16 protein-coding genes are annotated in these 15,363 nt (G+C 45.6%); 11 read left to right on the top strand and 5 right to left on the bottom strand.

Annotated features, from left to right (window positions below; translation table 11 throughout):
• The first annotated feature begins 13 nt into the window (after positions 1–13).
• The 8 genes from srlD to M1D59_RS19625 all read left to right on the top strand — a co-directional run bounded on the left by srlD (position 14) and on the right by M1D59_RS19625 (position 7,103).
• On the top strand, positions 14–799 hold the full coding sequence (gene srlD, locus M1D59_RS19660) for a sorbitol-6-phosphate dehydrogenase (protein ID WP_020453198.1): 786 nt from the start codon (positions 14–16) through the stop codon (positions 797–799).
• Between the two features lie 20 nt (positions 800–819).
• Positions 820–1,485 carry a transaldolase family protein gene (locus tag M1D59_RS19655; protein WP_023857136.1) on the top strand — a complete coding sequence of 222 codons (666 nt, stop codon included), beginning with the start codon at positions 820–822 and terminating at the stop codon, positions 1,483–1,485.
• A 142-nt stretch (positions 1,486–1,627) separates the two neighbouring features.
• Positions 1,628–2,398, top strand: coding sequence for a DeoR/GlpR family DNA-binding transcription regulator (locus M1D59_RS19650; RefSeq protein WP_023857137.1), 771 nt, complete (start codon positions 1,628–1,630; stop codon positions 2,396–2,398).
• Between the two features lie 15 nt (positions 2,399–2,413).
• Positions 2,414–3,292: a Cof-type HAD-IIB family hydrolase gene (locus tag M1D59_RS19645; protein ID WP_026580210.1), complete on the top strand. Its 879-nt coding sequence runs from the start codon at positions 2,414–2,416 to the stop codon at positions 3,290–3,292.
• Between the two features lie 321 nt (positions 3,293–3,613).
• The gene (locus tag M1D59_RS19640; protein WP_458117629.1) at positions 3,614–4,603 is read left to right on the top strand and encodes a tetratricopeptide repeat protein; all 990 of its coding nucleotides are present in this window, start codon (positions 3,614–3,616) and stop codon (positions 4,601–4,603) included.
• Positions 4,604–4,624: 21 nt separating this feature from the next.
• Complete coding sequence (locus M1D59_RS19635; RefSeq protein ID WP_023857140.1) at positions 4,625–5,290, top strand: hypothetical protein; 666 nt, start codon at positions 4,625–4,627, stop codon at positions 5,288–5,290.
• An 11-nt stretch (positions 5,291–5,301) separates the two neighbouring features.
• Positions 5,302–6,249, top strand: a complete 948-nt coding sequence (locus tag M1D59_RS19630; protein WP_458117628.1) for an ATP-binding protein — start codon at positions 5,302–5,304, stop codon at positions 6,247–6,249.
• A gap of 50 nt (positions 6,250–6,299) precedes the next feature.
• Positions 6,300–7,103 carry a YwqG family protein gene (locus M1D59_RS19625; protein ID WP_096748362.1) on the top strand — a complete coding sequence of 268 codons (804 nt, stop codon included), beginning with the start codon at positions 6,300–6,302 and terminating at the stop codon, positions 7,101–7,103.
• A 38-nt stretch (positions 7,104–7,141) separates the two neighbouring features.
• Here M1D59_RS19625 and M1D59_RS19620 read toward each other — a convergent pair whose 3' ends face one another.
• Together M1D59_RS19620 and M1D59_RS19615 are read right to left on the bottom strand one after the other, a co-directional pair.
• Positions 7,142–9,907 carry a DEAD/DEAH box helicase gene (locus M1D59_RS19620; RefSeq protein ID WP_458117627.1) on the bottom strand — a complete coding sequence of 922 codons (2,766 nt, stop codon included), beginning with the start codon at positions 9,905–9,907 and terminating at the stop codon, positions 7,142–7,144.
• A complete protein-coding gene (locus M1D59_RS19615) occupies positions 9,894–11,492 on the bottom strand; it encodes an SWIM zinc finger family protein (RefSeq protein ID WP_441297385.1) in 1,599 nt (532 codons plus the stop codon). Before M1D59_RS19615 ends, M1D59_RS19620 begins: the two co-directional genes overlap by 14 nt.
• Before the next feature lie 215 nt (positions 11,493–11,707).
• On the opposite strand from M1D59_RS19615, the gene M1D59_RS19610 reads away from it, so the two are divergent.
• From M1D59_RS19610 to M1D59_RS19600, 3 genes are all read left to right on the top strand, one after another.
• Positions 11,708–11,851 (top strand): hypothetical protein, encoded by a 144-nt coding sequence (locus M1D59_RS19610; protein WP_020453188.1) that lies wholly within the window; start codon positions 11,708–11,710, stop codon positions 11,849–11,851.
• A 225-nt stretch (positions 11,852–12,076) separates the two neighbouring features.
• Positions 12,077–12,799 (top strand): YveK family protein, encoded by a 723-nt coding sequence (locus tag M1D59_RS19605; RefSeq protein ID WP_458117626.1) that lies wholly within the window; start codon positions 12,077–12,079, stop codon positions 12,797–12,799.
• Positions 12,800–12,825: 26 nt separating this feature from the next.
• Positions 12,826–13,578, top strand: coding sequence for a tyrosine-protein phosphatase (locus M1D59_RS19600; RefSeq protein WP_020453186.1), 753 nt, complete (start codon positions 12,826–12,828; stop codon positions 13,576–13,578).
• Positions 13,579–13,675: 97 nt separating this feature from the next.
• Here M1D59_RS19600 and M1D59_RS19595 read toward each other — a convergent pair whose 3' ends face one another.
• Genes M1D59_RS19595 through M1D59_RS19585 form a run of 3 tightly spaced genes read right to left on the bottom strand, consistent with a single transcriptional unit; the run spans position 13,676 to position 15,273 of the window.
• Complete coding sequence (locus M1D59_RS19595) at positions 13,676–14,212, bottom strand: chromate transporter (RefSeq protein WP_458117625.1); 537 nt, start codon at positions 14,210–14,212, stop codon at positions 13,676–13,678.
• Positions 14,209–14,793 (bottom strand): chromate transporter, encoded by a 585-nt coding sequence (locus M1D59_RS19590; RefSeq protein ID WP_023857146.1) that lies wholly within the window; start codon positions 14,791–14,793, stop codon positions 14,209–14,211. The genes M1D59_RS19595 and M1D59_RS19590 overlap by 4 nt, the downstream gene beginning before the upstream one ends.
• A 21-nt stretch (positions 14,794–14,814) precedes the next feature.
• On the bottom strand, positions 14,815–15,273 hold the full coding sequence (locus M1D59_RS19585) for an Lrp/AsnC family transcriptional regulator (protein WP_206761243.1): 459 nt from the start codon (positions 15,271–15,273) through the stop codon (positions 14,815–14,817).
• Between the last annotated feature and the right edge of the window lie 90 nt (positions 15,274–15,363).

Raw genomic sequence — 15,363 nt, 5'->3', positions numbered from 1 at the left:
GAGCGGGTGCAATATGGAGATGAATAAAGGAAAAGTGGCATTGATATGCGGCGGCGGCCAAAGTCTCGGAGAAGCGCTGTCCTACCGCATGGCAGAGGCGGGATATAACATCGCGGTCGCAGACATCAACGGCGAGAACGCCGAAAGGACGGCTGAACATGCAGCCGGTCAATACGGGGTCAAATCGCTGTGGATTCAAGCAGATTTTACAAAAGAAGCCGATGTGGAAAAAATGATCGGCAGGATCACGGAGGAATTCAATAAAATCGATGTGATGGTGTACAGTGCGGGAATCGCCAAAAGCAATAAGATCACAGATTTTGAGCTTGAAGACTGGGAACGGACCATCGAAGTCAATTTGACCGGGTATTTTCTTTGCGCGAGGGAAACGTCGAAGGTCATGATTGAGCAAGGAAGCGGGTCAATCATTCAAATTAACTCCAAATCGGGAAAGGTCGGCAGCAAACATAATACAGCTTATTCAGCTTCCAAATTTGGAGGTGTCGGTCTCACTCAAAGCCTCGCGCTCGATCTTGCCGAACACAACATTCGCGTGAACAGCATTATGCCGGGAAATTTGTTGAAATCGCCGATGTTCCAAAGCTTGATTCCGCAATACGCGAAAAAGCTCGGCATTCCAGAGAGCGAAGTAGAGCGCGTGTACACCGAAAAAGTGCCGCTCGGACGGGGCTGTACGTATGATGACATCGCCAATGCCATCTTATTTTACGCTTCTGATCAAGCATCCTATATGACGGGTCAGTCGATTAATGTAACCGGAGGGCAGGTCATGCATTAAAACACGAGGGGGAAGCGATGATGAACATGCTGATTGATTCAGCGCATATACCGGAGATTGAAAGATTGCTGGATTCATTTCCCGCTGGCGGCGTCACGACAAACCCGGCGCTGATCGCAAGGGAAAAGCAGCCCTTTAAACAGCAGATTCAAGATATTCGGCGGCTCCTTCCCGAGCATCTGCCTCTCCATGCCCAAGTGATCGCCGACCATTGGCGGGATATAGCCGATCAGGCGAAGGCGCTCTATAACTGGCTGGATGGAAACGTGTCGGTGAAGATTCCGGTGACGGCTCAAGGACTTTACGCGATCAGAGAGCTCGCGGCTGAAAACATCCAGACCACCGGGACAACGGTTTATACCGCTGCACAGGCTGTTCTGGCCGCAAAAGCCGGCGCCTCCTATGTCGCGCCGTATGTCAATCGTATTGATCAAGAGTATGGTCATGGGGCGGGCGTTGTCAAAACAATTGTCGACTTATTTAACACATACCGTTTAAATTGCAAAGTGCTTGCGGCAAGCTTTAAACATAACCGTCAAATTCTTGCCGTCATGGAAGCGGGGAGCCACGAGGCGACAATCAGCCCTGAGCTTTTAAGCCATTTGGCTGATCATCCGGCTGTAGACCGTGATATCCATGCGTTTCGTGAAATTTGGCACTCTCAATATGGATCATTTTCATTTTAGCATGCGAGCCTGAGGATCGGGAAACCGGACTCAGGCTTTATTTTTACTTATAATTACTTATGTGTTCTTGATTTATTCTGTGTAATAACTTATAATCACTTATAAATAATGAATTTTACTTGTGTAAAGAAGGAATGATCGAGTGTATCAAGAGGAAAGGTTAATTTCCATCATCGACTATTTAAAAGAGCGTAAACGGATTTCCGTTGAACAAATTTGTTCTTTATTCGGAGTTTCAAGAGATACGGCAAGGCGGGATCTGGTCAAACTGCAGGAGCAAGGCGCTATTATCAGAACAAGGGGAGGGGCGATTCTGCCTACCGTTCATGATGAGGTCAAAGACTATTCGGGCAGGCTGGGCATGGTTTCCGAAGAGAAAAGCATGATTGGAAAAGCAGCCGCTTCTTTAATCAGAGAAGGCGACCGTATGATTTTGGATGCTTCCACGACAGTCCAATCGTGCGCCGAGCATTTGCCGGATGTCAATTGCACGATCATCACCAATTCGATTAACCTTGCGGAGGTTCTTTCCTCAAGAAAAGGTGCTGATATCCACCTGCTTGGAGGGAAGCTTCAAAAAGAGCACCGCTTTTTGTACGGCGCCTCCGTCATTGAAAAGCTGTCATGCTATCATGTTGATAAAGCGCTGATCGGCGTGGTGGGGGTTTCCGAACACGGGCTTACAATTGCCCATGAGGAGGATGGAATGGTGAAGCGGAAAATTATTTCCCAAGCGAAACAAGTCATAGCGCTTGCCGACCATTCGAAAATCGGGAGAACGGATTTTTACCGGTATGCTGAACTCAGTGACATCGACCTTCTCATTACAGACCGGCTGCCGCCAAAACCGTTTCAGAAACTGCTTGATGAACATGATGTGGAGCTGCTCGTGGCTGAACATCACGATATTTAAGGGGGAAAACAGCAGATGAAAATGATTGCGGTCGATTTAGACGGGACGTTGTTAAACAGTGAAAGCAAGATCTCACAAGAAAACATCGATGCGATTAAAAAAGCGCGGGAACACGGGATTGAAGTAGTAGTTGCCACAGGGAGAGCATCCTTCGATGTTCAAACGATTTTTGAGCCGACAGGTATTAAAACATGGATTATTAGTGCCAACGGAGCGGTGATTCATGATCCTGAAGGACGCCTTTACCACTCGGTGCCGCTTGACAGGAAACGGGCGGAAGGAATTCTTCAATGGCTTGAAGAAAAGAATTACTATTATGAGGTATTCAGCGATGAAGCGATCTTCACGCCGCAAAACGGCCGCGAGCTGCTTGACATTGAGCTGGACCGCTTGAAAAGCGCAAATCCCGGGGCCGATCTTTCAAGGCTGGAACTCGCTGCTGAACAGCAGCTCAGTCAAAACGGATACGCGTACATCAGCTCCTATACCGACCTGTTTTTAGCGGGAAAAGATGTCAATGTATATAACATATTAGCTTTTTCTTTTCATAAAGAAAAACTGGAAACGGGATGGCAGCGATTTAAAGATGCGCAAGATATTACGCTTGTCACTTCAGCCGAGCATAACTTTGAAATTGAGCATCTTCAGGCGTCAAAAGGGCTGGCGTTGGAAAAGCTTTCACGCAAGCTCGGCATTTCCCTTCAGGAAACAGCTGCCGTCGGAGACAGTCTCAATGATTTTTCGATGCTGAAGATCGCGGGGAAAAGCTTTGCCATGGGCAATGCGCGCGAAGACATTAAAGAGATGGCTGATGAGGTGACGCTCACTAATGATGAAAATGGCGTCGCTCACATCCTGAATCAGCTGATTGAACAACAAGTCAAACCGGTTTAATTCGTACATCCTTTCAAATCGGCGTGATGCCGGTACATGGCAGCGTAACGATTGAAGGAGTGCGGTTAAGCAGCGGATGTTATTGATCCGCGGGCCGCCGACAATGTCGGCGGCCTTTATTTATTTTAACGCTGACTCGTGAACTATGAAGTATTATTTTCGTTACTTTTTATTCATTGTTTGATATGGTGATGTTTGTTACTATTTAACTATTATTTCAAATTCCAAGAATGGAAGGTGACTTTATCATTAGTTTAAATCCTCGAATTTAGAAAAAGATACTAGAACTCATTGAAAAAGAGTAAATAACAGGTGATCGATTTGGATAATCAAATGAGCATAATGTATGAGAAAGCAGAGCGGCTTTCAAAGTGGGGGAAAACAAAGGAAGCCTTGAAGGAAGCAGAGCAGTTTTTATCCAACTACCCCGACTCACACGAAGGCTATCAATTGCTTTCAAATATATATTTTAATGCGAAAGAATATGAAAAAGCCGTACAGTTTGCAAAAGAGGCTTTAAATTTAGATCCGATGAACTTTGAAATTTTGGCTGTCTTAACTCTTGCATACTATGAATTGGGAATGTACGAAGAGCATGAGGAAATAAATGAATTAATGATTTCAGAGTACCCTGATTATCACTACACTTATGCAATGCACGCTCAATTTCTTTTCCATGATAAAAATGAGTATGAAAAATCGCGTTTTTATATAGAAAAGGCAATGGAATTAGAACCTGACGATCCATTTTCTCTTGTCGTATACAGTGAAATTTTGGCGGTGTTTTTTGAGGATGGATTATCAAGGGCGTGTTCAGACAGAGCGCTTGCCCAAAATGCCGATGATGCCATGATCACGGGAATGGCTGCTTCTGCGGCGTATAGAAGAGGAGATTATGCACAAGCCTTGACTTTAAATAAAACAGCTCTACAAATCAATCCGAACAATCCAGGGATTGTACCCAATTTAGCGTTATACAACATGTGTAATTTTTGGTTTATGAAATACCCGTTGAAAGTCAGGCGCTTCCATGAGAAGCTGCGTGTTAAAAAACCGGTGTTGTTTTGGCCGCTTCTAGTCATTGTGACATTGGTCTTCAAGTGGCTTATGATTCCATACGTGTTTCTCGTCTACAGTACACCTTATATGATGAACGGGCTGGCGGGAGCCCTCATGCAGCGAAAATTGCCCGAACAGATGCGAGGTAGTTCGGTCCTCACATTTTTGAGGTGCACACCGATTTGGATCCTTTTTGTATTGCTGATCATTGTGATAGGAATCATATCATTCTTATACAGATTGATATTTTAAATGAATGAAAGAGTGGAAATAATGGAAATACATAAAGATAAACCGGGAACTCTATTTTTTGTTTTTTTCGGACTGCTCAGTTTTGTCGGCACGATGTCTTTGTATGACCGATTTGGGAATCTTCAAATGAAAATGCTGGCGGCTTCCGACAACTTGCTTTTTTGCTCTGATGTAAGCATATTTTACAGCCTGTTGCTGACCTTCATTTGTATACCTTACACCGTTAGAAAAGTGATAACTTCCAAAGGCTATCAGGGACGCTTGCAGCTGCCTTTATCCTTGATTCTTCTAGTGGTAGGGCTGACGCTGCTATGCAATGCTTTTTTTCAATATCAAAATATCGGGAAAAACAGCATTGTCATGAGAGAAGGGCTAATTTCCAGCACCAAACATTACGATATGGAAGATGTCACTTCTGTCCATGCCTATTATCAAAAAGGGTTAAAAGGGGCACTTTACCTGAAGTATGATCTGACGTTAAATGACGGAAAAAAAATCGATGCCGCCTTGTCCGACGAGTTTTACAATAAAGCTGATGAACTTGATAAGCTCCTGCAGCGGCAAGGAATACATATTGAAAGAAGCGGAATCAAAAAGAAAGATCAGGCCCAGCTAGAAAAACATGCGGGTTCCAAGGCGAACTATAAAGTGGTGAAAAGGATCTTAACCGGTACAAATCATAGATAGGAAGGATAAATATGAAGAGGGATGATACGGAAAAACGCGCAAAGGTGAAAGTCATTCAGTTTGATCAACATCAACATGCTTTAACCGAATTAGAACAATACTGTGAAACTTTTGCTGATGTCGGCGGATTAGAAGATATTAAAAAGAAAATCAACATGGACTTTATTTTGCCTTTGCAAAATCCTGAATATTTTAAAGCGTTTGGAAAAGCGACGGGGGGAAGTCTTCTTCTGTTTGGCCCGCCGGGATGTGGAAAAACATTTATCGCGAAAGCGATTGCCGGCGAGATCAAAGCAAACTTTATACACTTGGAGCTTCAAGCGATATTGTCCATGTATGTTGGGCAGAGCGAACATAATCTGCATGATATTTTTGAAAAAGCGCGTGATAACAGTCCTTGCGTTCTTTTTATTGATGAGCTTGATTCGATCGGGGGGAATCGGCAGGGAATGAGCCAGCATCATGACAGGGTGCTGGTCAATCAGTTGCTGATAGAATTAGATGGTTTAGGGACGTTTAATGACGGTGTGTATGTGATCGGTGCAACGAATACACCGTGGTATTTAGATCCTGCCTTACGCCGTCCCGGCAGATTTAATAAGATGGTATTTATGCCGCCTCCATCTGAAGAAGAACGTGTCGACATTTTAAATTTAAAGCTGTCCGGTAAGCCGCATGATCAGATTGATGTACTGAAAATTGCCAAAAAGACTTGCCATTTTTCGGGTGCTGATTTAGAACAATTGGTCAGCGATGCTTTAGATCAGGCGATCGAACGGTCGCTTCAGCAAGGAAAGCTGTCGCCTGTCCATCAGACAGATCTTGAAAGCAGCCTTCAAGGGAGAGTGCCTTCAACGCTTGAATGGTTTTCAACAGCGAAAAACTATGCCATGTTTAGTGATGCGAATAAAGCATATCAATCCGTTCTTGATTATATGAAGAGAAATAAGCTCAAATAGGTGACCTCCGCATTTTAAAGTGTCACTCGGTCAAAAGGAGAATGATAAGTATGAAAAAGCCGTTTCAATTGCCCGAAAAAATGGCCCGATACCGCGGGCAATTTGAACAATCAGCGCGGGATTTTTTGAAGCTGGACACGAGAAAAGGAAAAACAGGCCGATATGAAAGCAAACTGGCCGGAGATCCTTATTTTCCAAAGTCTGAACAGTATCCTGTCGATTCACAGGGAAAGCCGATGAAACTGCTTGCGCAAATTAATTTTTCAGACATGCCCCGCCTTGAGAATTTCCCGGAATCCGGTATTCTGCTTTTTTTTATCTCTGTCAGTGATGATGTTTACGGATTGAATTTTGATGATCCGTGTGAACAGTCGAGTTTTTGCATCAAGTATTTTGAGAATGTCATCGAAAATGAAGACGAGCTTGTCGACGATTTTTCGTTTGTGAAGCTTGAGGATGAGCTGGCCTTTCCGATTGAATGCGAATCCTCACTCACACCTGACACAGGGTCTGAACTTGTCTCTGCGTCCGACTTTCAATTTGAGCGATACGCGGGAAAGGGTGCTTGGACGTTCTTTGAGCAATTCGGCGATCAAGAGGAAACGGTGTTCGAAGAATACAGTGAAATGTACGGCGGCTTCTCCCATAAGATCGGGGGCTACGCAGCCTTTACGCAAGATGATCCGCGGGAAGGCGATTATCCGGATCATACCGTTCTGCTATTGCAAATTGATTCTGATGAGAACATTGACGCGATGTGGGGAGATGTCGGGATTGCCAATTTTTTTATAAGGCCTGATGATTTAAAGAATAAGGACTTTTCAAACGTATTATATAATTGGGACTGTCATTAACACAAAAAACAGCTGTCTATTTCAGACAGCTGTTTTGTTTAACTCGTAATAGCCGAAGCGTTCAGGGTAAATAACTCTTCTAGTTCATGTTCGGAAAGCTCGGTGATCCAATTTTCGCTTTGGATGATTTGATCGTTCAGCGATTGCTTCGATTCGAGCATGTGGTCGATTTTTTCTTCAATTGTGCCAGTGGTGATCAGTTTATGAACGTGGACGAACCGTTTCTGTCCGATTCTGTAGGCGCGGTCTGTCGCCTGATTTTCAACCGCGGGATTCCACCATCTGTCATAGTGGATGACGTGATTGGCGGCCGTCAAATTGAGGCCTGTGCCGCCGGCTTTTAATGATAAGATCAGAATCGGAAATTCCTTGTTCTGAAACTGCTCCACCATTTTGTCCCGTTCTAGCTTGGATAAACTGCCGTTCAGAAACTTGACCGGTTCGCCGAATGATTTCTCGAGCAGGCGTTTCATCATATCTCCCATCCCGAGATATTGGGTGAAAATCAGGCAGCTTTCATCGCTTTCGCGAATCGTCTTCGTCAGTTCCAACAGTTTTTCGAGCTTGACTGACCTTCCGTTAAGGAGCTCGCTCCCGGTCTCTTTTAAGTAAAGGGCAGGATGGCCGCAGATTTGTTTGAGCTTGCCGAGCATGCTTAAGATGAGAGCTTTGCGCTGCATTCCGGCGAGGCTTGACATATGTTCAAACGTATCTTTGACAAGCTGTTCATATAGTGAGGCCTGTTCTGCCGAGAGCGGGATGAACTCTTTTTCTTCCTGTTTTTCAGGCAGGTTGAGCGCGACTTCCTTGTCCTGCTTTGTCCGCCTTAATAAAAATGGTTTGATCAGCTGCTGGAGCTGTTCGATCCGTTTTTCGTCGCGGTCTTTTTCAATCGGCAGGACAAATCGCTTATGGAAGCTGCCAAGGCTTCCGAGATAGCCTTTGTTCATGAAATCGTAGATCGACCACAGCTCCGTCAAGCGATTTTCCATCGGAGTCCCGCTGAGCGCGATATGATGCATGCCTTTCAGCTTTCTGATTGAGCGGGATTGTTTCGTGTGCGCATTTTTAATATTCTGGGCTTCGTCAAGGCAGATGCAGTTCCAGGCGACGCTGCTGAGATCGTCAAAGTCGGATTGGGCGAGGCCGTATGACGTCAAGACGATATCTGCATCTTTGTAACATTCCTGAAACGCTTCACCTTTAGGGCGTTTTGGCCCGTAATGGAGCGCCGCCGTCAGGTCGGGCGCGAAGGTCTCAAGTTCGCGCTGCCAGTTCCCGAGGACGGAAGTCGGCGCAATGATGAGAGATGGCGTTTGTTGTCCCTGTTCTTTTAAATAGGCGAAATAGGCGATCATCTGGATGGTTTTTCCAAGACCCATATCGTCTGCCAGGCAGGCGCCGAAGCCGCAGTTTCTGAGAAAGATCAGCCAGTTCAAACCGTCTTCCTGATAAGCCCTGAGCGTTCCGTCAAAAAATTTGCTGACCGGGTATGACGGGAGATCATCGCGCTGGCTCAGCTTTCTGATCATGTTTTTCAGCTGATAGGACAGTTCAAACCGCACCTCGCTGAATGCGGAAGCATCGAACAGATCATCATCCTCGCGGGTTTCGCTCCGCTCCGTCAGCTCGCGCGCCAGGATGTCAGACATATGAAGCCCCTCTGTTTCTGCTCGCTCCATCAGCTTTTTCATTTGTTTGATAAAATTCGGATCGATTTTAATCCACTGCCCGCGTATGTTGACAAGCCGTCTTTTATTGGCGACAAGCTGCTCGAATTCTTCTTCTGTGAGTTCGATTCCGTTCGTAGCAAAACGCCAGTTGAAGTCCATCAATGCATTCATTCCGACAAAGGACTCGCCGCGGGGAGCCGATGACACTTTCGCTTTCAGCAGCATGTTGCTGTCTCTGACGATTTGCCACCATGACGGCAGCAAAATTTCAATCCCCATGCTGACAAGAGTTTCACTTGCTTCGGATAGGAAGATCCATGCTTCCTCTTCCGTTAAAAGCGTCGTTCCCGAGTCGATCGTTAGCCACGGCACGATTTGGCGGAATCTGTCTTGTTCCCGGGCGATTTTATCAGCGTATGCCTGCCACGATTTTTTCAGCCTGTTCAAGCCTTCAAAGAACTGAATGGCTCCGCTTTTTTTGTCGCGCAAAAACAGTTCGATTTTCCAATCGTCTCCGTCAAAGTCAGGTTCATTTAAGCGGAGTCCGACAGTAAACGGCATAGGGTTTTCATGCCAGCCGATCGTTTCAAGAAAATCGTCTTCATCAAGAAAGTGGCCCTGAAATGTGGTGACGGCGGGAGAATGTGCGACAATCGATTCCCATTTTGCTTTTAACTCGTCATTGTAGTTGATGTAGTCTTCGACAGCGTGTGAAAACCATTCAGCTGTATAGCCTTCCAAAATCCCTTCTTTATCTTTCCAACGCAGCACCTCTTGCTTCCATGCTTCATAGTCGGGAAGAAAATCTTCATCTGCGATAAACTCATAAATGGTGGAAGCCGTTTTCATCAAAGGTTCGGTTTCCTCGGTGAGATTGATGTCGCTGTACGAATTAAATGAGTTTTTGCCGAGAAATTCGACCGCCATCCACGGAGACAGCAGAACCGCTGGAGTCTCTAAACCGGCATCTTCGAGAAACGTTCCGTAAAAAGACGATTCGTGCCACTGAAACAAATACCTTTCCATTTCATTCCGCGTAAGAAACTGATGATCCTCGTCATGACAAGATAAAATGAATGTATAGTCTTCTGATTGTTCGACATGTATCACGATTTCCTTAAGACTCGCCATCGATCAACTTTCCTTTCTTAAGTTCCTCCTGGAAGGCTCTCAGCCGTTTATAGCGAGCTGAAAACTGCTCCATAAACCGGTTCCAGACATCCTGTTTTTTCGATTTCTTATAGAGGGAGCGCAGTTTTTTTAATTGTTTGACGGCTTCTTTGTAGCTTGAGCGGTTTTTTTGTTCAACCAGCCCGGAAATTTCTCTGTGATAGGAAGGAATCAAAGCTTCAGGGGCTGCTGCTGCGATATCTTTCAAGGCGTTCTGTCCGATCTCAGAGATAGAAAAACCGACAAGGCTGTGGATCTCCATCCACTCCGTAAAGCGGTTTTTGTTATATAAAAAATGGCTGTATTCAGTAAACGTATAAGGAAGGCACTTTTTGCAGTACCGTTCATATACATGCTCTTCTTTTGCGTTTTTGCTGTAATCGCTCAGAAACAGGAAGAATTCGCTTAAAACATCGCGTATTTCCCGGTACGGTTTATCCAGTCTGCAGAAGCCGGATGCAAGCTGTTCAAGGTGTTCGTACCATTTTTTAAGGCGCTTCCAGTCTTTTTTGGCGGTCATGACGCTGAGCCATTGAAATGTATAAGGAAGAATCTCAGGTGAAAACGATCCGGCTTGATCAAGAATCACATCGTCGTTTTTCAGCAGAAATTCAAGATGCAGCCTGCCGAATTGTATTTCAGGCGACGGCTCCAGATCGTTCAGCACATCGAGCTCCCGCTTCAGCCAGTTTGGCCGGGACAGAAGCGCACTCCAGATTTCCCCGAAAATCCGCAGCCTTTCATACTGAAAAATGTCTTTCTTGAGCAGCAGTTCCCGAATCGCGCCGGGGGTTTTTTCTAAAAACGGATCAAGGGAGAATGATAGCGCATATGTTTTCAGTTCATCGATTGAGCTGTAGATCGTGTCCATCAGCTGTTCGATATAAGGATTCAGCGAGTAAAAATCTTTTTCAGGATCAATGCGCCCTTTCTCGACGAGCGAATGCATGGCAAGCCATGTCGCAAGAGCCGCGTGGATTTGGTACATTTTTTTCAGCTCCGGCTCCGCAGGCGTCCGCTTTTTTAAAGCTGAAAAATACCCGTAGTAAAGGTATTGCATCGTTTGCTGGTTTTTAGGCGTATGCTCTTCCCATCGTCTGAACTCCGTTTTGAAAAACGATGTCCATTGATCGAGCGTGTGGCTGTGGGGTTTCATTCCACGCTGAAGCTGTCCGAGAATATCCCTGTTTTCGCGGCGTTTTTGCGCTTCTTTCCAAAACTCCGTAAACGTTCCCAATCGATCATATTGTGCATACAGATATAAATAAACGGCAAGCACATGCCGGCAGATGTTTTGAGCAGGGCAGGAACAGCTGCTTTTTTTAACGTCGGCGAGGTCGATGAAGACCTTCACCGGGACCACATCCTGAACGTAAGCACTGACCGTATGCCCGCTCATCGGCTTGACCCGATAGACGGAATCCTGTCTGTATAAAATAAGGGCTTTTTTCATGAGCTGAATGTTAGCTTCTGTGCACGGCAGTACATGCTTAAACTGTTCAGCTGCATCCATCACAACCGTTTTTGAAATCATGTCTTGAAGCATGTCTATCGCTCCTAACCGAATGGCTTTTAAAAAGTTTCCAATCTCTCTATTATAGCTTAATCAATCCGTCCAAAAAAGATTTTCTCAGGAAAAGGACATAAAAACGGATGGCTGTCGAATAATGTAATAGACTATGGCAAATTGATTCTTTACATCATATAATTTGAAATATAATCAGAAATGTTTTAATTTATGGAATCTGAAAGGAAAAGGATATGGATGACAAGGAATTGAATCAGGAAGAATTTTTGAGAATTCTTATGCATGCGTATGACATTGGTGAAAAATCAAAAGACATAACGACGAAAGAACTTCTTGAAGATCTCATTCTTCATATCAAAAATGGATATACGACGTAAAAGGTGTGCAAACTTCGGTTTGCACACTTTTTCGTTCAGCAAAAAGCGCGCAGGTCCTGCAAAAGTCGATATTTAATACCATATAAAGACGCGATTTCCCCGGTATCTCCCGTTATTTGTCAGGATTCATTTCTTTCGGAAACGAAAGAACCATGTATAATCAAAGGGAGGTGTTTAATTTGCTGAAAATTTAAATAAATACGCGAATCCTAGAGGGAGGCTTTTATGAGAGATCATATCGGCTTTAAAGATGTGTTCATCATTTTGAAAAAAAGATTCGTTCTGATCGCACTGATCACCATTGCGGCCGCTCTGTCCAGCGCTGCCGTCAACTTTTATTGGCTCACACCCGTCTACCAGGCATCCGCCCAAATCCTCATCAACGGCCGTCAAACGTCGAACTTCACCGATATTCAGACCAACCTTGAGCTAATCAACACTTATAACGTGATTATGAAAAGCCCGCTCATCTTAAATAAGGTTAAAGACGAACTAAACCTTCCGGAAACGGCTGAAGACTTGAAGCAAAAAATCATAGTTATCAGCGAAAATGAATCACAGATTGTCAGTATCTCCGCGACTGACAAGGATTATTCCAAGGCGGCGGACATCGCGAACACAGTCGTCACCGTATTCCAAAGGGACATTGACGGCATTATGGGTGAAAATACCGAAGTCAGCCTTGTTGCGAAAGCAAACCCCGAACATTCGCCTGCTCCCGTCAGCCCGAACAAGAAGTTCAACATCGCTGTTTCTACGGGATTCGGCCTGCTGTTTGGCGCAGGGCTTGCATTTTTACTCGAGCTTTTGAAAAATACCGTTCGAAATGAAGAAGACATCGAAAAAGAGCTGAACGTTCATGTGTTGGGAAATATTCTGTATGTAAAACCGAAAAAAGGACAAGCCCGGAAGCTGGAAAGCTTTATCGGTAAAGACCATACGATCTAAAACGGGAAAACACGGGGAGGCCGCCTATGATCGATATTCATTGCCATATTCTAGCGGACATTGATGATGGGGCAGCATGTATGTATGACAGTATAGAAATGGCTAAACAAGCCGCCCGTCAAGGGATTCATACGATTATCGCCACACCTCACCACCGAAACGGTGTATACGAACACCAAAAAGAGGCCATTCTGGCAGCTGTTTCGAGTTTAAAGACGCGGGTGCAAAAGGAAAACATCCCGGTGCTTATTGCTCCCGGACAGGAAATCCGCCTGTACGGCGAATTGAAGCGTGATCTTGAGCGCGGCAGACTGCTCAGCCTCGCCGGCACAAAGTATTTGCTGATTGAACTTCCTTACCACCATGTTCCGCGATATGCCGAAAAGCTGTTGTTCGATCTACAGTTAAATGGTTACATTCCGATTATCGCACACCCCGAGCGGAACCTTGAATTGATGGAGAATCCTGATCTGCTGTACCGCCTCGTCAAAAACGGCGCGTGCGCCCAGCTGACATGTTCAAGTCTTACAGGCCGCTTTGGCAGAAGCGTGAAACGGCTCGCCCGCCGCTTTCTTGAAGCGAACCTCGTCCACTTTATCGCATCAGATGCCCACAACCTCACGAGCCGATCTTTCTTTTTTGATGCAGTGGAAAGCGATTACGGCCGCGATTTCTTATACGTGTTTACAAAAAACGCGGGCCTTCTCCTGGAAAACCGGGAGATTCATAAAGAAACACCCCGTCCCGTCAAAAAGAAAAAGCTGATGGGCCTGCTGTGAAAGGTTGTTCACAAAAGCCCGTCAGCCAGAATATCAGCGCCGGTTATGCGGCGCTGATTTTTTATATCATCCGTTGAAAGCGACCGGACATCCCTCTCTACAACAGCGGAATGACAAGCCCGCCGTAAGCGAAGGCGGCCACGATCAGGAAAGCCGGATGGACGCGGAACTTCGTCAAGGCCGCCAAAGAGATCAGCGCGATGACAAGTGATTGAACCAAGCCGATCGACTGGATTGCGTCACCGCCGATTTCCCACGTTAAAAGAAGCATCATCATGGCGATAACCGGCTGAACCGACAAGGTCATTCCTTTGACGATTGGCGACTGGCGGTAGCGGCCGATCAGCTTGAGCAGCAAAACGAGCGCGATGGCCGAAGGCAGCACAGTTGCGATAAGAGCAATGAAGACACCGGGCCATCCGAGCACGCTGTAGCCGACATAAGCGGCGATTTTTGTCGCGATTGGACCCGGCAGTGCGTTTGCGAGCGCAAGCATGTTTGAAAATTCTTCTTTTGACAGCCAGTGAAAATGCTGAACAACTTCTTCAAAATTAAGCGGAATTGAAGCCGGACCGCCCCCGTAGCCCAATAAATTTGCAATAAAGAAAGCCCAAAATAAATAAAAGATGATCATGAAGCGGACACTCCCTTATCCTTTTCCCGGGCCGCTTTTCTTTTTAATTTAAAGTGGAACGCGCCATACGTTAAAAACAGGATGACAATGATGCCGGGATGGATGGAAAACACCTGAAGACCCAAAAATGCAAGAATAAAGAAAAGCACGCCGGCAAGCAACCCGAAGCCTTTCAATGCTTTTTGCCCAAATTCGTAAGCCATGATGCCGAGCATGACGGCGATGACAGGGGTAACAGCGCCGATCATGCCGCTTACGATTTTGGAGTGGCTGAGCACATTAACGGCTGCGAACAAGGCGGCCATCGCAACGCACGTCGGCAAGATATGGGCCGCTGTAGCCACGACAGCGCCCGGAACGCCTTTGACTTTATGACCTAAATATGCCGACATTTTTGTAGCGATCGGTCCGGGCAGCGCATTGGCAATCGCCAAAATTTCCCCGAATTCATCATCATCGATCCATTTGAACTTTGAAACGGCTTCATGACGGATCAGCGGGATAACGGACGGTCCGCCGCCAAATCCCAATATCCCCGTTCTTGTCATTGCGATGATCAGTTCCCGGTAAGGGTGCTTCATTTCGCGTTTCCTCCTATTCAGTTAAAGCTTCATTCCCATTCGGCTCTTATATCGTTTAATCAGCATCTGGCAGTCGACACTCACGACGCCTTTCAGAGGGTACAGGCGCTTCGTCAAAAATTCCTCCATCTCCTGATCATTTGCGAAAATGCCGTGCATATGCAGTTTGCTCGGCCCTGTCATATGATAGAGGCTTGTCACGGCGGGCTCTCTTTCTAAAGCAACGGCAACAGCCTCTAAATATTGGGGTTCGACTTCAACATTGAAAAACACCGATACATGAATTCCAACTTTGACTGGATTGATGACGGCTGTGAATTTTTCAATGATGCCTTCTTCAATCAAGTTGTTGATCCGCGTTTGTACGGCAACTCTTGAAAGTCCCACGCGCTTTCCTAAATCCGTATAAGAGATTCTTCCTTCCTCATGCAAGATCGAAAGGATTTTTTTATCCGTTTCATCAAGAATTAAATTTGGCATATGGTAGTCGAGGCTCACAAATGTCCCTTCCTTTCTGTTTGGTCATGATCATACGAAATTGCTTGTCAATCGCGTTATAAATGAACATTT

The organism is Bacillus sp. PK6-026 (assembly GCF_054161455.1).
This window is presented reverse-complemented; position numbering and strand designations above follow the sequence as displayed.